General features: G+C 55.3%; 23 protein-coding genes. 14 read left to right on the forward strand and 9 right to left on the reverse strand.

Annotated features, from left to right (window positions below; translation table 11 throughout):
- Positions 1-16: 16 nt before the first annotated feature.
- Positions 17-619, reverse strand: a complete 603-nt coding sequence (locus FNL37_RS06220) for a peroxiredoxin (protein ID WP_013442378.1) — start codon at positions 617-619, stop codon at positions 17-19.
- A 199-nt stretch (positions 620-818) separates the two neighbouring features.
- On the opposite strand from FNL37_RS06220, the gene gyrA reads away from it, so the two are divergent.
- The 12 genes from gyrA (at position 819) to FNL37_RS06280 (ending at position 13,933) form a co-directional block, all read left to right on the forward strand.
- Positions 819-3,365 carry a DNA gyrase subunit A gene (gyrA, locus tag FNL37_RS06225; RefSeq protein WP_013442377.1) on the forward strand — a complete coding sequence of 849 codons (2,547 nt, stop codon included), beginning with the start codon at positions 819-821 and terminating at the stop codon, positions 3,363-3,365.
- 21 nt (positions 3,366-3,386) lie between these two features.
- A complete protein-coding gene (serC, locus tag FNL37_RS06230; RefSeq protein ID WP_159355545.1) occupies positions 3,387-4,469 on the forward strand; it encodes a 3-phosphoserine/phosphohydroxythreonine transaminase in 1,083 nt (360 codons plus the stop codon).
- 9 nt (positions 4,470-4,478) lie between these two features.
- Positions 4,479-5,555, forward strand: a complete 1,077-nt coding sequence (gene pheA, locus FNL37_RS06235) for a prephenate dehydratase (RefSeq protein WP_015830209.1) — start codon at positions 4,479-4,481, stop codon at positions 5,553-5,555.
- 131 nt (positions 5,556-5,686) lie between these two features.
- Complete coding sequence (locus FNL37_RS06240) at positions 5,687-6,754, forward strand: GGDEF domain-containing protein (RefSeq protein WP_148211163.1); 1,068 nt, start codon at positions 5,687-5,689, stop codon at positions 6,752-6,754.
- Between the two features lie 86 nt (positions 6,755-6,840).
- Positions 6,841-7,935 carry a histidinol-phosphate transaminase gene (gene hisC / locus FNL37_RS06245; RefSeq protein WP_041370053.1) on the forward strand — a complete coding sequence of 365 codons (1,095 nt, stop codon included), beginning with the start codon at positions 6,841-6,843 and terminating at the stop codon, positions 7,933-7,935.
- Between the two features lie 32 nt (positions 7,936-7,967).
- Entirely contained in the window at positions 7,968-8,987 is a 1,020-nt protein-coding gene (aroF, locus tag FNL37_RS06250; RefSeq protein ID WP_015830206.1) for a 3-deoxy-7-phosphoheptulonate synthase, read from the forward strand.
- Between the two features lie 186 nt (positions 8,988-9,173).
- Complete coding sequence (gene pqqA, locus FNL37_RS06255; protein ID WP_013440845.1) at positions 9,174-9,245, forward strand: pyrroloquinoline quinone precursor peptide PqqA; 72 nt, start codon at positions 9,174-9,176, stop codon at positions 9,243-9,245.
- Between the two features lie 162 nt (positions 9,246-9,407).
- Positions 9,408-10,325 (forward strand): pyrroloquinoline quinone biosynthesis protein PqqB, encoded by a 918-nt coding sequence (gene pqqB, locus FNL37_RS06260; protein ID WP_015830205.1) that lies wholly within the window; start codon positions 9,408-9,410, stop codon positions 10,323-10,325.
- Positions 10,326-10,365: 40 nt separating this feature from the next.
- Positions 10,366-11,097 (forward strand): pyrroloquinoline-quinone synthase PqqC, encoded by a 732-nt coding sequence (pqqC, locus tag FNL37_RS06265; RefSeq protein ID WP_013442369.1) that lies wholly within the window; start codon positions 10,366-10,368, stop codon positions 11,095-11,097.
- Positions 11,072-11,356 (forward strand): pyrroloquinoline quinone biosynthesis peptide chaperone PqqD, encoded by a 285-nt coding sequence (pqqD, locus tag FNL37_RS06270; protein WP_015830204.1) that lies wholly within the window; start codon positions 11,072-11,074, stop codon positions 11,354-11,356. Before pqqC ends, pqqD begins: the two co-directional genes overlap by 26 nt.
- Before the next feature lie 48 nt (positions 11,357-11,404).
- Positions 11,405-12,592: a pyrroloquinoline quinone biosynthesis protein PqqE gene (gene pqqE, locus FNL37_RS06275; RefSeq protein WP_015830203.1), complete on the forward strand. Its 1,188-nt coding sequence runs from the start codon at positions 11,405-11,407 to the stop codon at positions 12,590-12,592.
- A gap of 135 nt (positions 12,593-12,727) precedes the next feature.
- Positions 12,728-13,933 carry a multidrug effflux MFS transporter gene (locus FNL37_RS06280; RefSeq protein WP_041370431.1) on the forward strand — a complete coding sequence of 402 codons (1,206 nt, stop codon included), beginning with the start codon at positions 12,728-12,730 and terminating at the stop codon, positions 13,931-13,933.
- 77 nt (positions 13,934-14,010) lie between these two features.
- Here the strand turns inward: FNL37_RS06280 and recQ are convergent, their stop codons facing one another.
- The 8 genes from recQ to FNL37_RS06320 all read right to left on the reverse strand — a co-directional run bounded on the left by recQ (position 14,011) and on the right by FNL37_RS06320 (position 22,636).
- The gene (gene recQ, locus FNL37_RS06285; RefSeq protein WP_159355546.1) at positions 14,011-15,840 is read right to left on the reverse strand and encodes a DNA helicase RecQ; all 1,830 of its coding nucleotides are present in this window, start codon (positions 15,838-15,840) and stop codon (positions 14,011-14,013) included.
- Between the two features lie 175 nt (positions 15,841-16,015).
- Positions 16,016-16,339 carry a ferredoxin FdxA gene (fdxA, locus tag FNL37_RS06290; RefSeq protein ID WP_013442364.1) on the reverse strand — a complete coding sequence of 108 codons (324 nt, stop codon included), beginning with the start codon at positions 16,337-16,339 and terminating at the stop codon, positions 16,016-16,018.
- A gap of 111 nt (positions 16,340-16,450) precedes the next feature.
- Positions 16,451-17,749, reverse strand: a complete 1,299-nt coding sequence (gene cysN, locus FNL37_RS06295; RefSeq protein ID WP_013442363.1) for a sulfate adenylyltransferase subunit CysN — start codon at positions 17,747-17,749, stop codon at positions 16,451-16,453.
- A 72-nt stretch (positions 17,750-17,821) separates the two neighbouring features.
- Positions 17,822-18,757 carry a sulfate adenylyltransferase subunit CysD gene (gene cysD / locus FNL37_RS06300; protein ID WP_159355548.1) on the reverse strand — a complete coding sequence of 312 codons (936 nt, stop codon included), beginning with the start codon at positions 18,755-18,757 and terminating at the stop codon, positions 17,822-17,824.
- Positions 18,758-18,774: 17 nt separating this feature from the next.
- The gene (locus FNL37_RS06305) at positions 18,775-19,545 is read right to left on the reverse strand and encodes a phosphoadenylyl-sulfate reductase (RefSeq protein WP_015830198.1); all 771 of its coding nucleotides are present in this window, start codon (positions 19,543-19,545) and stop codon (positions 18,775-18,777) included.
- The gene (locus tag FNL37_RS06310) at positions 19,542-20,162 is read right to left on the reverse strand and encodes a DUF934 domain-containing protein (RefSeq protein WP_015830197.1); all 621 of its coding nucleotides are present in this window, start codon (positions 20,160-20,162) and stop codon (positions 19,542-19,544) included. Before FNL37_RS06310 ends, FNL37_RS06305 begins: the two co-directional genes overlap by 4 nt.
- A complete protein-coding gene (locus FNL37_RS06315; RefSeq protein ID WP_159355550.1) occupies positions 20,155-21,825 on the reverse strand; it encodes a nitrite/sulfite reductase in 1,671 nt (556 codons plus the stop codon). The genes FNL37_RS06310 and FNL37_RS06315 overlap by 8 nt, the downstream gene beginning before the upstream one ends.
- 16 nt (positions 21,826-21,841) lie before the next feature.
- A complete protein-coding gene (locus tag FNL37_RS06320; protein WP_159355552.1) occupies positions 21,842-22,636 on the reverse strand; it encodes a sulfite exporter TauE/SafE family protein in 795 nt (264 codons plus the stop codon).
- A 147-nt stretch (positions 22,637-22,783) separates the two neighbouring features.
- Between FNL37_RS06320 and FNL37_RS06325 the strand changes: the two genes are divergently transcribed.
- Together FNL37_RS06325 and FNL37_RS06330 are read left to right on the forward strand one after the other, a co-directional pair.
- Positions 22,784-23,719, forward strand: a complete 936-nt coding sequence (locus FNL37_RS06325; protein WP_159355553.1) for a CysB family HTH-type transcriptional regulator — start codon at positions 22,784-22,786, stop codon at positions 23,717-23,719.
- Positions 23,685-24,233 carry a DUF302 domain-containing protein gene (locus tag FNL37_RS06330; RefSeq protein WP_159355555.1) on the forward strand — a complete coding sequence of 183 codons (549 nt, stop codon included), beginning with the start codon at positions 23,685-23,687 and terminating at the stop codon, positions 24,231-24,233. Before FNL37_RS06325 ends, FNL37_RS06330 begins: the two co-directional genes overlap by 35 nt.
- Positions 24,234-24,242: the final 9 nt, after the last annotated feature.

Raw genomic sequence — 24,242 nt, forward strand, 5'->3', positions numbered from 1 at the left:
ATAGTGTTGCCGTGCTTTAGAGCGAAGCGGCGTTATCGGCCAGATATTTGGCGACGCCTTCAGGAGAAGCGTCCATGCCTGCCTTGCCTTTTTTCCAGCCGGCAGGGCAGACTTCGCCATGCTCTTCAAAGAATTGCAGCGCATCGGCAATGCGCAGTGTTTCATCAATATCACGGCCCAGAGGCAGGTCGTTCACTACCTGATTCACTACAATACCTTGCTTGTTGATGAGGAAGGTGCCGCGGTAAGCCACGCCACCGTCAGCCTCTACGTCGTAAGCCTTGGCGATTTCATGCTTGATATCCGCGACCATGGGGTAGCCAACCTTGCCAATGCCGCCTTTTTCCACTGGGGTATTTTTCCATGCCAGATGGGTGAAGTGAGAGTCGATGGAAACACCGATCACTTCAATACCACGTTTCTTGAATTCATCCAGACGGTGATCAAACGCAATCAGTTCGGAAGGGCAAACAAAGGTGAAGTCCAGAGGCCAGAAGAAGATGACCGCGGCCTTGCCCTTGATGTAGCTTGCCAGATTGAAGTCTTCTTTGATCGTATTGTCACCGAGCACGGCAGCAGCAGTAAAATCGGGGGCGGGTTTGCCAACAAGTACGGCCATATTGATCTCCTTTTTGATGAGTAAATAAAAAATTCTAACAGCGTGCCAGACTACACCGCAAATGAAGAATTGGATAGCGCCATCACCTTCTGCAGCAATGGCCGGATGCTGTGATGGACGCGGCTTAAAGAGGCATGCCCTGCGTGGCTTATCGTGTTAAAATCGGGGTCTTTACAGCCACTTTACGCCGATAGCCCACATGGATCAGTTCGCAAAAGAAACCCTCCCTATCAGCCTCGAAGACGAGATGCGCCGTTCCTACCTCGATTACGCCATGAGCGTGATCGTGGGACGTGCACTACCAGACGTTCGTGATGGCCTGAAGCCCGTGCACCGTCGTGTGCTTTTTGCCATGCACGAGCTGAGTAACGACTGGAATCGTCCTTATAAAAAGTCTGCCCGTATCGTCGGCGACGTCATCGGTAAATACCACCCTCACGGGGATACTGCCGTGTACGACACTATCGTGCGTATGGCCCAGGATTTCTCCTTGCGCTACATGCTGGTCGATGGTCAGGGTAACTTTGGTTCGGTGGATGGCGATAATGCCGCGGCCATGCGGTACACCGAAATCCGGATGGCGAAGATTGCGCATGAACTGCTTGCCGATATCGACAAGGAAACCGTCGACTTTGGCCCCAACTACGATGGCTCTGAGCACGAACCGCTCATCATGCCAGCGCGTATTCCGAATCTGCTGATCAATGGCAGCTCCGGTATTGCCGTGGGTATGGCAACCAATATTCCGCCGCATAACCTCAATGAAGTGGTCGATGCCTGTCTGGTCTTGCTGAAAAATCCAGAAACCACGGTGGATGAGCTGATTGACATCATCCCCGCGCCGGATTTTCCTACCGCAGGCATTATCTACGGCACGCTGGGTGTCAAGGAAGGCTACCGTACAGGCCGTGGCCGTGTGGTCATGCGCGGCCGCACCCATGTGGAAGACATGGAAAAGGGCAACCGTCAGGCGCTGATCATTGATGAACTGCCTTACCAGGTCAATAAAAAGACCCTGATCGAAAAAATTGCCGAGCTGGTCAACGACAAGAAGATTGAAGGCATTTCCGATCTGCGTGACGAGTCTGACAAGTCCGGCATGCGCGTGGTAATCGAGCTCAAGCGCGGCGAGGTTCCGGAAGTTATCCTGAACAATCTGTACAAGCAGACCCAACTGCAAGACACCTTCGGCATGAATATGGTGGCATTGCTGGATGGTCAGCCACGCCTGCTGAATCTGAAGCAGATGCTGGAAGCCTTCTTGCGCCATCGTCGCGAGGTCATTACCCGCCGTACCGTTTACGAACTGCGCAAGGCACGCGAGCGCGGCCATGTGCTGGAAGGCCTTGCCGTCGCACTGGCCAACGTGGATGAAATGATTGCCTTGATCAAGGCTGCGCCTACGCCGCCAGAAGCCAAGAAGTCACTGATGGCTCGCACCTGGGTTTCGCCTGTGGTGGAGGAGATGCTGAAGCGTGCCGCCATGGAAGCTTCGCGCCCTGATGGCTTGTCGGTCGACTTTGGCATGACACCGAATGGCTATCGCTTGTCGGATGTCCAAGCCCAGGAAATCCTGCAGATGCGTCTGCAACGCCTGACTGGTCTGGAGCAGGACAAGATCGTCAATGAATACAAGGAGGTGATGGATGTCATCGCTGACTTGCTCGATATCCTGGCCAAGCCCGAGCGTGTGACGCAAATGATCGTGGATGAACTGGCCGCTATCCGCCAGCAGTTCGGCGATGAGCGCCGCAGCGAGATTGTGCACAACGCACAGGATTTATCGCTGGAAGACCTGATCACCCCGCAGGATGTGGTGGTGACACTGTCGCATACAGGTTATGTGAAGTCGCAACCGCTGGATGAGTATCGTGCCCAGCGCCGTGGTGGTCGTGGCAAGCAGGCCACCGCTACCAAGGAAGACGATTTCATCGACAAGATGTTCGTGGCCAATACTCACGATTACATTCTGTGCTTCTCCAGCCGTGGTCGCGTTTACTGGCTCAAGGTTTACGAAGTGCCTCAAGGCAGCCGCATCAGCCGTGGCAAGCCTATCGTTAACCTGTTCCCACTGGAAGATGGCGAGAAGATCAATGCCATCCTGCCCGTGAAAGAGTTCGACGAAAATCACTTTATCTTCATGGCAACGGCCCAGGGTACTGTGAAAAAGACCGCACTGGTCGAGTTCTCCAACCCGCGTCGCGCTGGCATTATCGCCATCAACCTGGATGACGGTGACTACCTGATTGGCGCTGAGGTGACCAATGGTGCCAACGACATCGTGCTGGTATCCAATGGCGGCAAGGCGGTATGGTTCGACGAAGAGGATGTACGCGCCATGGGCCGCAACACGCGTGGCGTGCGCGGCATGAAGCTGATGGCCAAGCAGCGCGTGATCTCGCTGCTGATTGCCGAGGATGACAAGCAAACGGTACTGGTCGCCACTGAAAACGGTTACGGCAAACGTACTGTGCTGTCCGACTTCCGTCACTCTGGTCGCGGCACGCAGGGTGTCAAGGCCATTGCTACCAGCGAGCGCAATGGCAGCGTAGTCGCTGCGCGTCTGGTAAGTGATGAAGATGAAATCATGCTCATCACCACTGGTGGTGTGCTGATCCGTACCCGCGTCAAGGAAATCCGTGAGCTGGGCCGTGCCACCCAAGGCGTCACCCTGATCAATCTGGGTGAAAATGAAAAACTGTCTGGCCTCGAAAAAGTGGTCGAGACTGATGATGCCGATGAATAACTAAAAAGTTGGGGGCAGGGAATGACGCAGATCTATAATTTTTCGGCAGGGCCTGCGGTATTGCCCAAGGAAGTGCTGCAGCAGGCCGCAGCTGAAATGCTGGACTGGCACGGTTCCGGCATGTCCGTCATGGAAATGTCGCACCGCGGCAAGGAATTCATGTCCATCGCGGCGGAAGCGGAAGCAGATTTACGGGAATTGCTGGCCATCCCTGCCAATTACAAGGTGCTGTTTTTGCAGGGCGGGGCGCATGCGCAGTTCACCATGATCCCGCTCAATCTGTTGAGAAACAAGAAAGCGGCAGATTACATCGACACTGGCATCTGGTCGCAAAAAGCCATTGCAGAAGCTCGCAAGTATTGCGAGGTCAATGTGGCGGCTTCTTCGGCTGACCATAATTACACCTATGCCCCCGAGCAGAGTGCGTGGAAGCTGGATCCGGATGCGGCTTATGTGCATTACACCTCCAATGAAACCATTGGCGGCGTTGAAATATTCTGGACTCCCGAGACCGGAGATGTCCCTCTCGTTTGCGATATGTCGTCGCATATTCTTTCCCGCCCGATTGATGTCAGCCGCTATGGCCTGATCTATGCGGGCGCACAAAAAAACATCGGACCTGCCGGATTAACCATTGTCATCGTCCGCGAAGACCTGATTGGCGAGACCTTGCCTGGCACGCCAACGATGTTGGACTACAAGATTCACGCCGATAATGACTCCATGTACAACACGCCACCTACCTATGGCATTTACATAGCGGGTCTGGTGTTCAAATGGCTGAAAGCCAATGGTGGCCTGGCGGCCATGGAACAGCTCAATATTCGCAAGGCTGCCATGCTGTACGATTACATCGCCAGTTCCAGCCTTTATGTTTCACCGATTGCGCCTGACAACCGCTCGCGCATGAACGTGCCATTCACTCTGCGCAACACTGCCCTGGATGCGGAATTTCTCAAGCAGGCGCAGCAGCGCGGCCTGTTACAGCTGAAGGGCCACAAGCTGGTTGGTGGCATGCGGGCGTCGATATACAACGCTATGCCCATCGAAGGCGTGCAGGCATTGGTGAGTTTTATGCAAGAATTTGAGCGTGCGCAAGGCTAGGAAATATTCATGAGCGACCAACTCAAACAATGTCGTGACCAGATTGATGCCATTGATCTCCAGTTGCTGGAGCTGGTCAATGCCCGCGCGCGTCTGGCACGTGAAATCGGCACCCTGAAAAACGGTGGCCCCATCTATCGTCCAGAACGTGAGGCGCAGGTGCTGCGCCGTCTACTGGATGCCAACCAGGGGCCACTATCTGCTGAGGCCGTTACCGCCATTTTCCGTGGCGTCATGTCCAATTGCCGTGCGCTGGAAAAAGAGCTGACCGTCGCTTTTCTCGGGCCGGTAGGCACCTTCAGTGAAGAAGCTGCCAACAAGCAGTTTGGCGGGCTGACCTCGCCCATGGAGTGTGTCTCCATTGATGAAGTCTTCCGCATGGTGGAGTCTGGGGCCGCTGATTATGGTGTGGTGCCGGTAGAAAACTCGACCGAAGGCGCAGTAGGGCGCACTCTGGATTTGCTGATGGCGACCAGCCTGCATATTTGCGGTGAGATCGAACTGCCTGTACACCACAATCTGCTGTCAACGGCGGCTGACCTCAACGATATCAAGGTCGTGTATTCCCACGCGCAATCGCTGGGGCAATGCCATGAGTGGCTGAATCGCTATTTGCCGCATGCAGAGCGTCAGGCCGTGGTCAGCAATGCCGAGGCAGCCAGCCTCGCCAAACAGGCACCCGACGGCCAGGGCGTAGCGGCGATTGCCAGCAAGCGCGCTGCCGAGCTGTTTGATTTGCAGGTGCTTGCTGCCAGCATTGAGGATGATCCGCGCAACACCACGCGTTTTCTTATTCTTGCCAACCACGATGTCGCCCCGTCCGGTCAGGACAAGACCTCACTCGTGATCGCCGCCAAGAATGTGCCAGGTGCGGTGGTTTCCCTGCTGGCGCCGCTCGCCGAGTACCAGGTCAGCATGACCAAGTTTGAGTCCCGCCCTTCGAAAATCGGCATGTGGGAGTATGTGTTTTTTGTCGATGTTGAAGGGCACCATCTCGATGCATCAGTGTCACAAGCCTTGGAAGAGCTTAAAAAACGGGCATCCATGCTCAAGGTGTTAGGTTCTTATCCCGTTGCAGTTATATGATGTAATCATCCACCCAACACGATTCGAGGCCTATGCTTATCAGTCGAGACATTTTGCGATCTGCAAGCCTGCACCCGTGGTCCCTTAGTTTCATCAACAAACGGCTTGAAACGCTATATCTGCATTACCTCATGCCCTCGGTCAAAAGCCAGGCACGCATGGGTTTGTTGCTGGGCGCCGTCATGTATGGGCTGTATGGCTTTCTGGATGTGCTGTTTGTCACGCCAGAGGCTGTGATCAAGGTCTGGTATGTGCGCACCATGGTGCTCATGATCGGCTTTGCCGTGTTTGCCATCAGCTTTACCAAAAAATTCACCCGTTATCACCAGCAGTTAATCGGTATCACCGGGCTGTTCGCGGGCATCGGCCTGTTTGCCAAGATGAGCTACCTGCCGCCCAACGCCATTAACTTCTATTACGCTGGCCTGATCATCATCACCTTCTGGTGCCACACATTCTCCGGCTTGCGTTTTGTCTACGCCACCGGGGTTTCGGTGCTGTTGTTGCTGATTTTCAATATGCTGTTCTGGGGCTTGCGTGACATGCCCAGCCTGGATATGACCAGCTATGATTTTTTCATCATCTCGGCCAATATCATTGGTGCCTTTGCCAGCTACATGAATGAAAAGCAAAGCCGCCAGCTGTTTCTGCGCGAAAAAGAGCTGGATAACGAGCGTTACCTGCAACAGGAGCGTGCACTGCACGACAGACTGACGGGCTTGCCCAATCGTGAACTGTTGCATGATCGCATTGAGCAGGCCATCCACTATGCTGCTCGTAATAGCCAGGTGTGTGCCGGCTTGTTTATTGATCTGGATAAATTCAAACCGATTAACGATACCTATGGGCATGCCGTAGGTGACATGGTGCTGAAAGAGGTGTCTTCCCGCTTCAAGAATGTCATGCGGGAGGCCGATACGCTGGCACGATTGGGTGGTGACGAGTTTTTTGTGCTCGCCAAGGATATCCAGACGCAGGAGGAGGCCGAGGCCTTTGCCCACAAGCTTTTGCAGCAGCTGCGCATACCGCTCACCTCCATCAACGCCTTCAATAGCAATTCGGTGTCTGCCAGTATTGGTATCTGCATGTTTCCATATCCGCACGCCACGGCGATTGATGTGGTGCGCCGCGCGGATCAGGCCATGTATCATGTCAAGCGCATGAGCAAGGATGGTATTGCCGTGGCCGCCATCGATTAACATGAAGCTGCAAACAGCACGCAAGCAGCGGCCTGGCCGCTTTTTTATTTTTTGATCTGACAAGCAAGAGGTTTATCGTGACTAGAATGTGCGATCTCGCACCACCTTATATCCGCTCCATTGCCCCATACCAGCCGGGCAAACCCATCAGTGACCTGGCGCGAGAAATGGGCCTGCAGCCTGAAAATATCATCAAGCTCGCCTCCAATGAAAACCCGCTCGGCGTCGGCCCCAAGGCCCAGATGGCGATGGAAGAGGCCTTGCATGACATCGCGCGCTATCCCGATGGCAATAGCTTTGCGCTGCGCGATGCGGTTTGCAGCAAATTTGGCGTTAAACCCGACCAACTGGTTTTCGGCAATGGCTCTAACGACATTCTGGAACTGGCTGCCCGTGCATTCCTGCATGCAGGAACAGAGGCCGTGTATTCGCAGCATGCGTTTGCTGTGTATGCCCTGGTGACACAAGCGGTCGGTGCAAAAGGCGTCGCGGTACCTGCGGTAAATTTCGGCCACGACCTGACGGCCATGCGGGCAGCGGTGACGCCGCGTACCCGTATCGTGTTTATTGCCAATCCGAATAACCCGACCGGCACATTGTTGGGCAAGCAGGCGCTGCATGACTTTATCGCCAGTTTGCCACGCGAGGTACTGGTGGTGCTGGATGAAGCCTACGACGAATATCTGGCACTTGAGCACAAGTCAGAGGCCATAAACTGGCTTGGTGAATTTGAAAACCTGATTATTTCGCGCACTTTTTCCAAAGCCTATGGCCTCGCAGGTTTGCGCATCGGCTTTGGCATGGCATCGCCGGATGTGGCGGACATGATGAACCGTGTGCGCCAGCCATTTAACGTCAATAGCATTGCTCAGGCAGCTGCCGTGGCCGCGCTGGACGATGAAGAATTTGTCCTGCGCAGCTTTGCCCTCAATCAGGCCGGTATGGCGCAAATCACGCAGGGCTTGCATGCCTTGGGGCTGGAATACATTCCATCGCATGGCAACTTTGTCAGCTTCAAGATCGCCGAAGCGGGCAAGGTTTATCAGCAGCTATTGCAGCAAGGGGTGATCTTGCGCCCGATTGCTGCTTACGAAATGCCGGATTACCTGCGCGTCAGTATTGGTCTGTTTGACGAGAATGCCCGCTTCCTGCAAGTGCTGGAATCAATCTGCCGTGGCTGATCGCCAGGGAGTGATGTCATGAGGAAAGCGCGATGATTATCGTCATGCACCGGGAGGCGACTGATCGCGATGTGGCCGCCATTGTGGCCCGCATTGAAGAGCAGGGCCTCGGCGTCAATGTATCCCGCGGCACCGAGCGTACCGTGATCGGTGCGATTGGCGATGAGCGCAAGCTTGACCAAGTCATGTTCGAGACCATGGCCGGCGTTGAGCAGGCGCTGCACATTCTCAAGCCTTATAAAATCGTCGCGCGCGAATGGCATCCTGAGGATACCGTCATTAATATCCGCGGCATTCCGCTGGGTGGGCCGCAAGTGCAGGTGATCGCCGGGCCTTGCTCGGTGGAAACGCCTGAACAGATGGCGGCATCTGCCAGCGCTGTGAAGGCGGCGGGCGTCAGGCTGATGCGCGGCGGCGCATTCAAACCCCGTACCAGCCCCTATACCTTTCAGGGCACCGGGGTGGAGGGGCTGGAGATGTTTCGTCAGGCCGCCGATGCCGAGAATCTGCCTATCGTGACCGAGCTTATGGATGTGCGGCAATTGCCCATGTTCATGGACTATGGCGTGGATGTGATTCAGATTGGCACCCGTAACATGCAGAATTTTGATCTGCTGAAAGAGGTGGGGCGCATTAACGTGCCTGTCATCCTCAAGCGTGGCATGTCGGCTACTATCAGCGAATGGCTAATGGCGGCTGAATATATTGCCGCCGGTGGCAATCACAATATTATTTTCTGCGAGCGCGGCATACGCACGTTTGAAACGGCCTACCGCAATGTGCTGGATGTGACGGCGATTCCCGTGCTTAAAAAGGAAACCCATTTACCGGTGATTGTGGACCCCTCTCATGCCGGCGGCAAAGCGTGGATGGTGCCAGCATTGTCGCGGGCAGCCGTGGCGGCAGGGGCCGATGGCTTGCTGGTCGAGATGCACCCCAGCCCCTGTGATGCCTGGTGCGATGCTGATCAGGCGCTGAACCCGCAAGAGTTGCAAACGCTGATGGGCGAGTTGCGGGGCATTGCCGGAATTCTGGGACGCAGCATCGCCTGAATACCGCATGAATAGTCGCGTTGCGCGCATTTTCGGTACCAGACTTCATGATTATCATGAGCCCGCTTTGGTTGTTTTTGCCCTGTTGCCCTGAATGAAGGGGATGCACAATGGCTACACATCAACGCAAGCAAAGCAACAAGCTGTTGATGCCAGTGTTTCAACCCATAATTAAGGAGAATCAACATGTGGACCAAACCAGAAGCTACTGAAATGCGTTTCGGCTTTGAAGTAACCATGTACGTTTGCAATCGTTAATTTGATTGCTTGCAGGTTACGCAAGACGGGCCGGGTTTCCGGCCCGTCTTGTACTGAATGATGCCTGAGTGCTGTCTTGTGAGAGTATTCAGGCATCATCCAACGGGGATCTGGACATTAAAATAAAGACCCCGAATCCAGTTTTGAGAGAGAAGAACAAGCATGCAAATACATGTACTAGGCGCTGGCGCTGGCGGCGGCTTTCCGCAGTGGAACTGCAATTGTCCCAATTGTGATGGTTTGCGCAAAGGCACGATCAAAGCCAAACGTCGTACCCAATCTTCCATCTGCGTGAGTGGCGATGGCATCAACTGGGTATTGTTCAATACCTCCCCCGATATTCTGCAGCAAATCCAGGAATTCCCGCCTTTACAGCCTGCCCGCGCGATTCGCGACAGCGGCATTGTCGGTATTGTGCTGATCGACGCCCAGATTGACCACACCACGGGCTTGCTGATGTTGCGCGAGGGCCAGGTGAAGCGTGAAATCTGGTGTACCGACATGGTGTATCAGGATCTGACCACGGGTAATCCCTTGCTGAATATCCTGGGACATTACTGCGGCGTCAATCATCACCCCATCGCAGTGGATGGCCAAACGACCTTTGAAATCCCCGGCGCTGCCAACCTGCGCTTTACGGCCGTCGCTCTCAAAAGCGCGGCGCCACCGTATTCACCACATCGCAACGACCCACACCCTGGTGACACCATAGGCGTGCTGATTGAAGATACCAAAACCGGCAAGAAGTGCTGGTATTCCCCCGGTCTGGGCGAGATTGAGCCGCACCTGCCACCGTTGCTGGAACAGGCCGACTGCATCATGGTGGATGGCACATTCTGGACCAACACCGAAATGATAGACATGGGCCTGATGACCAAGACAGCCCGCAGCATTGGCCACCTGCCACAGTCAGGCGAGGGCGGCATGATGGAGGCCTTGTCACCCTACAAGAAAGCGCGCAAGGTGCTGATTCATATCAACAACACCAACCCCATTCTGCGTGAAGACTCCGCCGAGCGGGCCGAGCTGGAACGTCACGGCATTGAAGTTGCCTACGACGGTATGGATATCGTTTTATAAAAACCAGGCTATAAAAATACCAAGATAGACGGAGATCATCATGAGTGCACCATGGAGTCGTGAGGAGTTTGAGGAAAAGCTGCGTGAGAAGGGCAAGGGTTATCATATCTACCATCCCTTCCACGTGATGATGTATGAGGGCAAGCTCACCCGCGAGCAACTGCAATGCTGGGTAGCCAACCGCTTTTATTACCAGATTGGTATTCCGCAAAAAGACGCGGCCATCATGTCCAACTGCCCGGACAAGGAAATCCGCAAAGGCTGGATACAGCGCATTATCGATCACGATGGTGATGGCACTGCCGAAGGCGGTATTGAAGCCTGGATCAAGCTGGGCGAAGCCGTTGGCCTGACGCGCGAGGATGTGACTTCACTTCGCCTGGTGAGCCCTGGCGTGCGTTTTGCCGTGGATGCCTATATCAACTTTGCCCGTCAGCGCCCATGGCAGGAGTCGGTGTGTTCATCGCTGACCGAGCTGTTTGCGCCACACATTCACCAGCAGCGCATCAGTTCCTGGCCCAGCATGTATCCATGGGTTAAAGAAGAAGGCCTGATCTATTTCAAGAAGCGTCTGACCGAAGCCCGCCGCGATGTGGAGCAGGGCTTGGCGGTGACGCTGGACTACTTCAGCCAGAGCCGCGAAATGCAGGAAAAGGCGCTGGATATTCTCCAATTCAAGTTGGACGTGCTGTGGGTCATTGCTGACGCCATCATGCTGGCCTCTACCGATATTAAGGTTGAAGATCGTGACTACCTCCGTCAACCCCGCTGATATTTTCAGTCTGGCCCGCCACTATCGCTTTCAGTGGGAAGAGGCGCAGCAATGCTATGTGCTGTTGTTCCCCGAAGGCATGATCAAGCTTAACGGCGGGGCCGGTGAGGTGATCAAACGGGTGGATGGTAATAAAACGGTGAGTGATATTGTTGCCGAACTGCAGCAAGCCTTCCCGGATGCACCGGATATTGAATCTGACATTCTCGCCATGCTCCAGCTGGCGCTTGAAAAAGCCTGGCTGGAAAAACGCAACTAATGTTTAAAAACTCAAGGTTGCAAAACTAAGGTTGCAAGGAGCGTTATCATGACTACTACAGGCAATAACGGCGTCGCCGCATCCAAAACCAATACCCAGCCCCTGTGGCTGCTGGCTGAAGTCACTTATCGCTGCCCGCTGCATTGCGCGTTTTGCTATAACCCGACCGACTACGACAAGCATACCCAGAATGAGCTGACCACCGAACAGTGGATACAGGCGCTGCGCGATGCCCGCAAAATGGGGGCGCTGCAACTGGGTATCTCTGGTGGGGAGCCGCTGTTGCGCGATGATATTGAAGACATTGTGCGCGAGGCGCGCCAGCTGGGCTATTACAGCAACCTGATCACCTCAGGCGTGGGCCTTACGGAAAAACGCATACAGGAATTCAAAGAGGGCGGGCTGGACCATATCCAGCTCTCCATGCATGACATCACCGAAGAGATCAACAACTTCATCACCAATACCAAAACCTTTGAGCTGAAGAAAAAGGTGGCGGCCATGATCAAGGGCCATGGCTACCCCATGGTGCTGAATGTGGTGATCCATCGCTACAACATCGGGCACATCAAAGAGATTCTGGAGATGGCTGAAGCGCTGGGCGCGGATTATGTCGAGCTGGCCAATACGCAGTACTATGGCTGGTCGCTGATCAACCGCAGCCAGCTGATGCCAACCAAGGAACAGATTGATCATGCCGAGATGATCACCAATGAGTTCCGCCAGAAGGTCGGCAACAAGATGAAGATTTTCTTCGTGGTGCCGGATTACTTCTCGGATCGCCCCAAGAAATGCATGAATGGCTGGGGCGAGGTATTCATGATCGTAACTGCCAATGGCGATGTGCTGCCTTGCCATTCGGCCCGCGTATTGCCCGGCATGGCATTCCCCAATGTGCGCGAACATGGCCTGGAATGGGCATGGAAAGAGTCGCCGGCATTTAATAAATACCGTGGCGATGACTGGATGAAAGAGCCATGCCGCAGTTGCCCGGAAAAAGAGAAGGATCTGGGCGGCTGTCGCTGTCAGGCCTTCCTGCTGTCAGGCGATGCAGAGAGCGCTGACCCGGTATGTACGCTATCGCCCAATCACCATCTGATTGAAAAGGCGATTGAGGATGCCAAGAACCCGCAATTGCAGGCGCAGCCGATAGTCTTCCGCAATGATAAAAACTCGCGGCGTATTGCCGCTGGCGAAGCCCCCGAACTGGTCAAGGAGTTTCATGCCTTGCCATAACACCATGGCGATGAGCGGTTGATCATCACCCGGGGCAGCATAGTCAGTCAGAAAAGCGCGTTGCTCCCCAACGCGCTTTTTTGTGCGCCATTTTTTGTGCCTCATTGATGCCATACACCTCCTATAATGACCCACATGCATAAAGCCTCCGCTCTTACCTTGTCTTTCCTGCTGGCTGGCCTGGCTGCGCTGGCGCCATTCACCATTGATACCTACCTGCCGGCATTTCATACGCTGGCGCAGGATTTTCATACCGACAATCTGGCCATCCAGCAGAGTCTGACGGCCTATTTGTTGCCGTATGCCTTGATGACGCTCTGGCATGGCGCGATATCAGATGCGATTGGCCGCTTGCGGACGATTTATATCGGGCTGGGCATCTTCACGCTGGCATCCATCGGCTGTGCGTTTGCCACTAACGTGGAAACCCTGTGGTTCTTCCGGGTGATACAAGGGCTATCCGCAGGCGCGGGCAATGTGGTGGCACGCGCCATGGTGCGCGATCTGTTTGAAGGCGTGATGGCGCAGCGGGTGATGGCGCAATTGCAGATGATGTTTGGCCTGGCACCTGCGATAGCGCCCATCATGGGCGGCTGGCTGCTGGGCATTCATTGGCAGGCCATTTTTGTGTTTCTGGCTTTGTATGCGGGGCTCGCCATGCTGTGCGTACAACGCTGGCTACCGGAAACCATGCCGCCCGAAAAGCGCCGGCCACTCTCTGCGCGGGCAGTTTGGCAGGGCTATGCCCAGGTTTTTGGCGACAGGGAATATCTGAAACTGGTCGTCGCCGTGGGCGCCAATTTTGCGGGGTTTTTTGTGTATGTGCTGGCGGCACCGGTATTTCTGGTTGAGCACCTTGGCCTGGGTCCGCAGCAGTTTGGCTGGATGTTCATCCCAACGGTTTGCGGCATGATGCTGGGTTCTTATCTGGCCCGCCACAGCGCTGGTCGTTACAGTGCGCACCGCATCATTCGTCTGGGCTATGGCTGGATGGCGATGGCCGCCATATTGAATCTGCTGGTGTGCTGGTTGCTGCCACCGCAGCCCTTATGGAACATTGCTCCCATCGTGCTCTACAACATAGGCTCAGCGCTGGTGCTGCCCAACCTGTCGATTGCCGCCTTGGACCGCATGCCAAAACTGCGCGGCACCGCTTCGTCTGGCCAGGCATTCATGCAGATGGTGCTGGCAACCGTCTCTGCTGGCTTGCTGATTCCCTTGCTGTGGCATCATCCTGCGGGATTGGCCTTGGGTATGGCGGGGTATCTTTTGCTCGGGTTTCTGGCTACGCGCGCCAGCCTAGTGTGGCAGCCAATCAAGCCTGCAAGCCAGGACAAGTAGCTTCCGTCCTGAGTGTTTGTTAATCCCGCTTGATTTAGCGGCTTGCATCGCACTTGAGAACAGGCGCGAAAAGATAGTCAGGCGTGGTCTTCCAGCACTTTCAGGAAATCATCCCCGTAGCGTGCCAGCTTGGCTTGTCCCACGCCGCCTATCTGGCCCAGTTCGGTCAGGCTCTGCGGTTTGCGGTTAAGGATTTCCAGCAAGGTGCTGTCATGGAAAATGACATAAGGTGGTACGCCTTGCTCCTTGGCGAGTTCCATGCGCTTGGCGCGCAGCGCTTGCCATAAGGGATCATCCTGCGCACCCGCAAAGGCTTCTTTGGCGCGTGAGCTGCGCTCGGCCTTGCTCATGCGGTTGCCTGCAGGCGTCGGGTCCTGACGTTGCCATACTTCGCACTCACCGCGCAATACGGGTCGCGCTGCCTCGGTCAGGCGCAAGCCACCATAGGCCGCGATATCGACTTCAAGCAAACCGCTGGCGGCCAGCTGCCGGAATACGCTGCTCCATTGCGCCACGCTGTATTGCTTGCCTATGCCAAAGGTGCTGACTTGCTGATGGTTGAACTTCTCCACTTGCGGCGTTACTTTGCCGATCAGGATATCAATCAGATGCCCCGTGCCAAAGCGCTGTCCGGTGCGATACACGCAGGAAAGCGCCATGCGCGCAGCTTCGGTGGCATTCCAGGTATCCGGCGGTGTCAGGCAATTGTCGCACTGGGCGCAATCGCCAGGGTGCGCTTCGCCAAAGTAGCGCAATATGCCCTGGTGGCGACAGCCGGTGGCTTCGCAAAAGCCGAGCAGGGCATCCAGTTTCTGCCGTTCGACGCGCTTGCGCTCTTCCGGCGCATCGCCCGAGTCCAGCATCTGCCGCATGGAAACCACATCGCCCAGTCCATAGGCCATCCAGGCATTGGCTTGCAGGCCATCGCGCCCGGCGCGGCCGGTTTCCTGATAATAGCTTTCCATGCTTTTCGGCAGGTCCAGATGCGCCACGAAGCGCACATTGGGTTTGTCTATGCCCATGCCAAAGGCGATGGTCGCCACCATGATGATGCCTTCTTCGCGCAGGAACTGGCGTTGATGCTTTTCTCGCGTCGCGGCATCGAGTCCAGCATGGTAAGGCAGGGCATTCCAGCCGCGGCTTTGCAGCCAGGCGGCGGTTTCATCCACCTTGCGCCGCGACAGGCAGTAGACAATGCCAGCGTCGTTGGGGTGCTCGGTTTCAAGGAATTGCTCCAGCTGCTGGCGCGCATTGTTTTTCAGCACGATGCGATAGCGAATATTCGGCCGGTCAAAGCTGGAGATGAACTGGCGGGCATGCTCGAGGTTAAGCCGCTCGATGATTTCGGCGCGGGTAGGGGCGTCCGCTGTGGCGGTGAGCGCTACCCGTGGCACATCGGGGAATCGCTCATGCAATATCGTGAGCTGACGGTATTCCGGACGGAAATCATGCCCCCATTGCGATACGCAATGCGCTTCATCAATGGCAAACAGCGCAAGGCCGATGTGCGCCTGCACTTCGTCGAGTAATGACAGAAAGCTGCCCAGCATCAGGCGCTCCGGCGCTACGTACAGAATCTTGATGTCACCGGAAAGGATGCGTTGCTGCAATTGATAGGCTTCATCCGCCTGCAGGCTGGAGTTGAGGAAAGCGGCCTCCACGCCAAGTTGCTGCAATGCCTCGACCTGATTCTGCATGAGGGCGATCAGGGGCGAGACGACAATCGCCAGGCCTGGGCGCAGTAGCGCTGGAATCTGATAACACAGCGACTTGCCGCCACCTGTGGGCATCAATACCAGCGCATCGCCACCTTGTGCCAGATGTTCAACGACGTCTTGCTGGGGGCCTCGGAACTGGTTGTAGCCGAAGATGCTTTCCAGTACCTCTTGGGCGTTTTGATGGCTCATGTGGGCGCTATCTGTGATGTGGCGGGCGTCATGCGCAAGCGGGTAAGCGGTGAGGGCTTATGCAGCGCTGACACGCTCACTCTTGCCCAAGGTCTTCTGCCAAAAGCAAAAGCCCCAACAGGGGCTTGGCTTTTTTTGGCCATGACGGGCAAGGCCTGGGACATCCGGGCTAAAACTATTCGACCAGCAGATCGCGCTTGCCAGCTTTGCCGTTATTGCTGTCAGCGTCAGGCAGTGGATCCTTGCGGCCGGTAATGGTGGGCCAGATAGCAGACAGACGTGCATTCAGGGCAATGAATTCCTGCTGGTCAGCAGGCACATCATCTTCTGCGTAAATTGCTTCAGCAGGACACTCGGCAACACACAGGGTGCAATCAATGCATTCGTCAGGGTTGATTGCCAGAAAGTTGGGGCCTTCTACAAAGCAATCGACCGGGCAAACATCCACGCAGTCGGTGTATTTGCATTGAATACAATTTTCAGTGACAACATAAGCCATTCAAACAATCCTCTCAAAATCCCGGCGCTTTTAGACAGACGCCATTATAGTCGATATAAAACGTTATTTTTATTGATAATGCTGATAAGGCAATTCCAGTGAATCGATAAGCTAGCCGGTGATCATGCCGGCGCCGACCGTGTTATTGGTCGACTCATCAATCACGATAAAGGCCCCGGTAGCGCGATTGCGGCTATAGGGATCCACCATCAGTGGCTGTGCCAGGCGGAAGCTGATGCGTGCGATATCGTTCATGGCCAGCCCCTGGGTTGGCAACTCTTCCAGAGTGTTCACATCCACCTTGTAGGCGATCTCGCCGACCTTGGCCTTGGATTCGCGCGTGGTGTGGCGAATGATATAGGTGCGGGCAGCCGAGAGCGGGGTTTCCGACAGCCAGCAGACAAAGGCGTCAATCTGCTTGACCGGCTCAGGTGCTGCGCCAGTTTTTACGATCATGTCACCGCGGGAAATATCAATTTCATCTTCCAGCAGCAGGGTCACGGATTGCTCTGTAATGGCGGTTGGCAGCTGCTCTACACCCAGCTGAATCGCTTTTACTGTAGACGTCTGACCGGAAGGCAGGGCGGTGACGGCATCGCCTACGGCAATTTCACCGGATTCAACTTTGCCCATGAAGCCGCGGAAGTCATGCAGTTCCGGATCATCAGAAGCATGTGGGCGGCAGACAAACTGCACAGGGAAGCGGAAATCTTCTGATTGTTCCGAATGCGCAGCAGGCACGGATTCGAGCAAGTCGATCAGGGTAGGGCCGGTATACCAGTCCAGACCTTCGCCACGGTCCACAATCATGTCGCCATTGAGCGCAGAAAGTGGGATGAAGGTGATGTCGTGCCCGGCGCGTTGCAGGCCGATCTGCTCGGCAAATGCCAGATAATCGGCGCGGATACGGTCAAACACGGCCTGATCATAATCCACCAGATCCATTTTGTTCACCGCGACCACGATGTGCGGAATGCCGACCAGATGGGCCAGGTAAGAGTGGCGACGGGTTTGCGTCAGCACGCCTTTGCGGGCATCGATCAGGATGATGGCAAGATTGGCGGTAGAAGCAGCGGTCACCATATTGCGGGTGTACTGTTCATGACCGGGGGCATCGGCAATGATGTATTTACGGGTGCCGGTGCTGAAGTAGCGGTAGGCCACGTCAATGGTAATGCCTTGCTCGCGCTCAGCTTGCAGGCCGTCGGTCAGCAGCGAAAGGTCAACCGCGCCCATGCCACGTTTCTTCGAGGTTTTTTCCATCTGGGTCAGCGTGTCGGCCAGGATGGTTTTGGTGTCGAACAGCAGGCGTCCAATGAGGGTGCTTTTGCCGTCATCTACACTGCCGCATGTCATGAAGCGCAGCAAGGAGTCGTTATGTTGTGGTGTTGTCATGATGTCTACCGTCATTAATTCAGTGATCCGCTAACCAGCCCATATCGGGGCAGTCTCTTGGGAATAGCGCAGGCTATTACCGCCAGCCTAGAAGTAACCTTCCTTTTTGCGCTGCTCCATCGAGGCATCCGATGTCTGGTCATCCAGGCGGGTGGCGCCGCGCTCGGTGATCGTGGTGGTGGCGGTTTCCAGCACAATCTTGGAAACGTCGTCAGCATCACTGATCACGGGGGCCGTGCAGGTAATGTCGCCCACGGTTCTGAAACGCACCTGCATGTTGATCACTTCTTCGCCAGCCTTGGGCTGGTTGATGACGTCGCCCGTGGTCAATGGCACATTGACCGGGAAAATGGAGCCATTGCGCATGACCACGTCACGCTGATGCGCAAAGTAGATGCTGGGCAGCTGCAGTTGCTCGCGTTCGATGTATTGCCAAACGTCCATTTCGGTCCAGTTTGAAATGGGGAAGGCGCGGATGTTTTCACCCTTGTGACTGCGGGCGTTGTACAGATTCCACAATTCGGGACGCTGGTTTTTGGGGTCCCATTGGCCGAACTCATCACGGAAACTCATGATGCGTTCCTTGGCACGCGCTTTTTCCTCGTCGCGACGGGCGCCGCCGATGCAGCAATCAAACCCGAACTCTTCGATGGCTTCCAGCAGCGTCACCGATTGATGCTTGTTGCGGGATTCATCTTCCGATTTCAGCACCACGGTGCCGCGCTTCATGGAGTCTTCCACCGAGCGGACGATCAGGCGTTCGCCCAGTTCGGCAGCGCGCTGGTCACGGAAATTGATGACTTCCGGGTAATTGTGGCCAGTATCAATATGCATGAGCGGGAAAGGGAAGCGACCTGGGCGGAAGGCTTTTTCGGCCAGGCGCAAAATGCACAGCGAATCCTTGCCGCCGGAGAACAACAGCACCGGGTTGGAGCATTGCCCGGCAACTTCGCGCAGGATATGAATGGCTTCGGATTCCAGCCAGTCCAGATGACTCAGGGTTTTCTTGTTCAAGTTTGACATAGTAGTTTCAGTAAGAATTATTTCTTGACGTGCAGGCCGCATTCCTTGGAGGTCGGGTCTTCCCACCACCAGCGGCCAGCGCGGACATCTTCACCCAGGGCAACCGAGCGCGTGCAGGGCGCGCAACCGATGCTGGGATAAAACTGGTCATGCAGCTTGTTATAAGGCACCTCATGCAGGCGGATATAGGCCCACACTTCTTTTTCGGTCCAGTCGGTCAGCGGATTGAATTTTTCCAGCTTGTTGCCGGCATCAAATTCACGCATTGGCAGATCGGTGCGGGTGGCGGATTGCTGCGCACGCATGCCGGTGATCCATGCTTTTTTGCCTTGCAGCGCGCGGCCCAGCGGCTCCACTTTGCGCATATGGCAGCAGGCTTTGCGCAGCTCGATGGATTCGTAAAAGGCATTCATGCCATTGGTTTGCACGTAACGCTCTACGGTTTCAAAACGCGGAAACAGGATCCTGAGCCGGGTGGCGTAAGTGCTTTCCACTTCGGCAATCAGGTCATAGGTTTCAACCGGCAGGCGGCCGGTATCCAGCGAGAAAATCTCGATAGGCAAATGCTCGCGCAGAATGATGTCGGTCAACACCATGTCTTCGGCGCCCATGCTGTTGGCAAACGTGACTTCGTGCTGGTCACCAAACTCGGCCACGATCTGCTGCAGTTGGCCAAGCAGTGCGGCACGCTTGGCAGCTACTGTGGCAGTCAGCTCATCGGTCAATGCAGGGCGAGTGGCGGGGTTGCTGGCCGCGACGCGCAGCACGGAAAACTCACCGCCGCTCATGGCTGCGAAGCCGGTTGCCGACTAACGCGACGCCATACCGGCTGCTTGTCGTCCACGGCGCCCTGGTAAGGCTGGCTGAAGTCTTTCAGGCTGGCTAGGGCATCTTCTGCCGAACGGTCAGCACGAATCAGGTAGCTGTCAAAACCACAACGCTTGAGGAAGAACAGCTGGTCGCGCAGCACATCGCCAAATGCGCGCAGGGTGTTTTTGTAACCATGACGGGTGCGCAGCAGATTGCCAATGGAGAAAATGCGGCCATCGGCAAAACGCTCGACATGCACGGCAATCAGCGGCAACTGGTTGATATCGTCAAATGCGCTGACCAGGTCTGCCAGCACTTCGTGCGTATCCAGCCAGATGGCCAGCTCACCTGCGGCCAGGCGTGATTCCAGCTCGCCACGGCGGGCGATCCACAAGGAGAGCGGAACCAGTATCTTGCCGGTGGCAGGGATGACGGTGGCGGCAATCTGCTCTTCGCTGTAGGTTTTTTCGCCAGTCAGCTTGAACAGCACGACTTTGCCTGCCTGCTTGCGTACGGTTTCTTCGCCCAGCACGGGCAGTTTGACCAGATTCCATTCGTCTTCAACGATGGAGGTGCCGAGGATGAGATTAGACATGAGCGGCCTCCTTCTTGGCATAAACATGGGCTTTGAACGGTGCCACGCCGATACGGCGCACGGTATCGATAAAGCGTTCTTCTTCTATACGCTCTTGCAGATAGACGTCAATCAGGCGCTGTACGACGCCAGGCATCTCTTCGGCTGCAAATGATGGCCCAATCACGGTGCCAATGCTGGCGTCATTGCCTTGCTTGCCACCAATGGTGACTTGGTACCATTCGGAGCCATCCTTATCTACGCCCAGAATGCCGATGTGGCCGATATGGTGGTGACCGCATGCGTTCATGCATCCCGAGATATTGAGCTCGATATCGCCGATATCGTGCAGATAATCCAGATTATCAAACTGCTGCTGAATGGCTTCTGCAATCGGAATGCTCTTGGCATTGGCCAGCGAGCAAAAATCGCCGCCTGGGCAGCAAATGATATCGGTCAGCAGGCCGATGTTAGGCGTGGCAAGGCCAGCTGCGCGGGCTTGCTCCCAGATGCTGAACAAGTCGGACAGCTTGACGTCAGCCAGAATCAGGTTTTGCTCATGCGATACACGCAATTCACCAAAACTGTATTTCTCAGCGAGATCGGCCACTACATGCATCTGCTCGGACGTGGCATCGCCTGGCGCGCGGCCATGCGGTTTCAGCGAAAGCGTTACCGCACGGTAGCCTGCTTGCTGATGCCCGTGCACGCTCCGCTTCACCCAGGCAGCAAAAGCCGGGTTGCTGGCAATCGCGCTATCAAACGAAGCATCATGCGCAGGCAGTGTGTCGTATGGCATCTTGGTGAAATACTGTGCCACACGCTGCAATTCGGCTTCGGTAATGGTGTTGGGGCTGTCTTTCAGGTAGGCCCATTCGGCCTCTACCTGCTTGCGGAACTCATCAATGCCCAGTGCCTTCACCAGAATCTTGATGCGCGCCTTGTAGGCGTTATCGCGACGGCCATGCAGGTTGTAGACGCGGATGATGGCTTCGCAATAGGTCAACACATGTTGCCATTCCAGATGCTCACGGATCACCGAACCCAGAATAGGGGTACGGCCCAGGCCGCCACCGACCCAAACCTTGATCGCCATCTTGTTTTCGCTGTCGCGATAGAACTCGAGGCCGATATCGTGCGCCTGCACGATCGCGCGATCCTGCTTGGTGCCGGATACTGCAATCTTGAACTTGCGTGGCAAGAGGGCGAATTCGGGGTGGAACGTGCTCCATTGGCGCATGATTTCCGCCACGGCACGTGGATCGATGATTTCATCGGGGGCAATGCCAGCGAACTGATCGGTGGTGATATTGCGGATGCAATTGCCGGAGGTTTGAATCGCATGCATCTGTACGGTCGCCAGTTCGGCCAGGATGTCCGGCACGTCTTCCAGCTTGGGCCAGTTCAGTTGCAGGTTCTGGCGGGTGCTGAAGTGGCCATAGCCACGGTCGTAGCGCGCTGCGATATCGGCCAGCTTGTGCAGTTGGCGTGAGGAAAGCATGCCGTAAGGCACGGCAATACGCAGCATGGGTGCGTGGCGCTGAATGTAGAGGCCATTCTGCAGGCGTAGCGGACGAAACTCTTCATCAGTGAGTTCACCGGCTAAGTAGCGGCGCGTCTGGTCGCGATACTGCGCAACACGTTCGTCTACGATGGCTTGGTCAATTTCGTCGTATTTATACATGTGATACGGCTTGCCTTTATGCTAAAACAAATTTTAAACCGATAATCAGCAACAGCGTTGCCAATACTGGGCGTAATACTTTTTCCGGGATACGCGCGCTGACGTGGCTGCCTATCCATATCCCCGGGAGCGAGCCAATCAAGAGGCTGCCCAGCAGGGTGAAATCTACATGGCCCAAGGTCCAATGGCCGATGCCGGCAACGGCGGTCAGCGGAATGGCATGTGCCAGGTCTGTTCCCACCACCTTGAGCGTGCTCATCTTGGGGAACAGGAACAAGATGGCGATGGTGCCCAGGGCGCCAGCGCCGACCGATGACAGCGTCACCAGTACCCCCAGAATGGCGCCTGTCAGGATGGTCGCCGGAATCTGCATTTGCTGGAACCTGCCAGTACTGACGACGACATCTTCAATCTCACGGGTATGCTGGCGCATCAACACGCTTCTGATCAGCAGCGCACACGCTGTCAATATCAGGGCAATGCCGAGCGAGTATGTGATTAGCCCGGTAGTTTCCTTGCCTATCGACATTAGATGCTTGATCACATAAATGGTGCCTACCGCAAAAGGCAGGCTGCCCATGGATAGCCAGCTCACCACTTTCCAGTCGACTGATTTATGTGTGCCATGATGTACCCATACACCACCGGTTTTGGTGATCGCTGCAAATAACAAATCCGTACCCACGGCGACTGCAGGTTTAAAGCCAAACAAAAAAACCAGCAGTGGTGTCATCAGGGAGCCGCCACCTACGCCAGTAATACCTACCAGCAAACCTACGGCAAATCCTGAAGCGATATAACCAAAGTCCATAGAGTCAATTCGTTATTTTGTAAAGGGTTTTTAAAAAAGCGGTTTTTTCGGAAAAGCTTTTTATTTTACCAGTAAACCGAGTGCCTATTCATAATATGTTATTCTATGAATATCTGATTTGGTTATAAGGCTGGAGCAGGATACGTCATGAAGCTTCATCAATTGCGCTATGTACATGAGGTTGCCAAGCAGGGGATGAACATATCCCAGGCGGCAGAAACCTTGCACACTTCACAGCCAGGTGTCAGCAAGCAAATTCAACTGCTGGAAGAAGAGCTCCAGCTGCAGATATTTCTGCGTAATGGCAAGCGCTTGGTCGGCGTGACTGAACCGGGCAAGATTATACTGGACTTGGCCGACCGCGTCATGCGCGAGATGAACAACATCAAGCGCGTAGGCGAGGACTTCACCCAGAAGCAGGCCGGTACGTTGGTGATTGCCACGACGCACACGCAGGCGCGCTATCGTCTGCCGGTAGCGGTAAAAGCCTTTACCGAGCAATATCCCGACGTGAAACTCACCATTCATCAGGGCAATCCCTCCCAGGTGGCCGAGCAGGTAGCCAGTGGCGAGGCGGATATCGGGATTGCCACCGAAGCAATCAGCAAGGAAGAAAAACTGGTGGCCCTGCCTTGCTACCAATGGAACCGTTGCGTTGTCGTCCCTCATGGACATCCTCTGCTCTCGGATACACCGCTTACCCTCAAGAAAATCGCCCAGTATCCGCTGATCACCTACGATTTTGGTGTGACCGGCGGCTCGGTGGTCAGCCATGTCTTCGAGAAAGAAAACCTGACACCGAATGTCGTGCTGACCGCGATTGATGCCGATGTGATCAAAACCTATGTGGGGCTGGGCATGGGCATAGGCCTGATGGCGAGCATGGCGTACGACAAGGACCGCGATAGTGGTTTGGCGATGCTGGATGCCAGCCATTTATTTCCCGTCAGTACTACCTACCTTGGCTTTAGACGCGATACTTTCCTGCGAGGCTATATATATGGCTTTATCCAATTGCTGGCGCCACATCTGGACAAAAAAACCGTCAATGCAGCCATTCAGTCTGCCAATCCTGCGACCTAGTGTCGTGAATGGTCTGCGCCTGATTCTGCAGGCTGCGCTGTTGGGATTGCTATGGAGCAACGCGCTGGCAAACGCTGCCAGCGCCATGCCGCCTGTGGATCCCGATAATGCGATTTATGAAGTCCCCGTTGAGCCCGGCGTCAGCTATGACGATGTGGTGACCAGTCTCAAGGTGGTGTCGGAAGGCGAGAACTTTGTGAATCCCGCCAATTTTCCTATTGGTGAGCACATGAAGAAACGCGGTCAGGATCCGCATGGGGTGCTGGAAGTGCGTGCATTCTGCAATCTTGGCCTGGGCGCCGAGATCATGCTGGATCATCCTGAGTTTGTTGTATTCGCCCCTTGCCGTATTGCCCTGTATGAAAAAGCCGGAAAGCTGTTTCTGGGCCTTGACCGGCCGACCTTCGATTTGAAAAACATCAAGAATCCGACCCCGCGTGCCCAACATGCTGCACGCGAACTGGAAGCCACCCTGATAAAAATCATTGATAAAGCCCGCAAGGGTGATATTTGAACGAGGAAT

The organism is Methylovorus glucosotrophus, from assembly GCF_009858335.1.
Classification (GTDB): domain Bacteria; phylum Pseudomonadota; class Gammaproteobacteria; order Burkholderiales; family Methylophilaceae; genus Methylovorus; species Methylovorus glucosotrophus.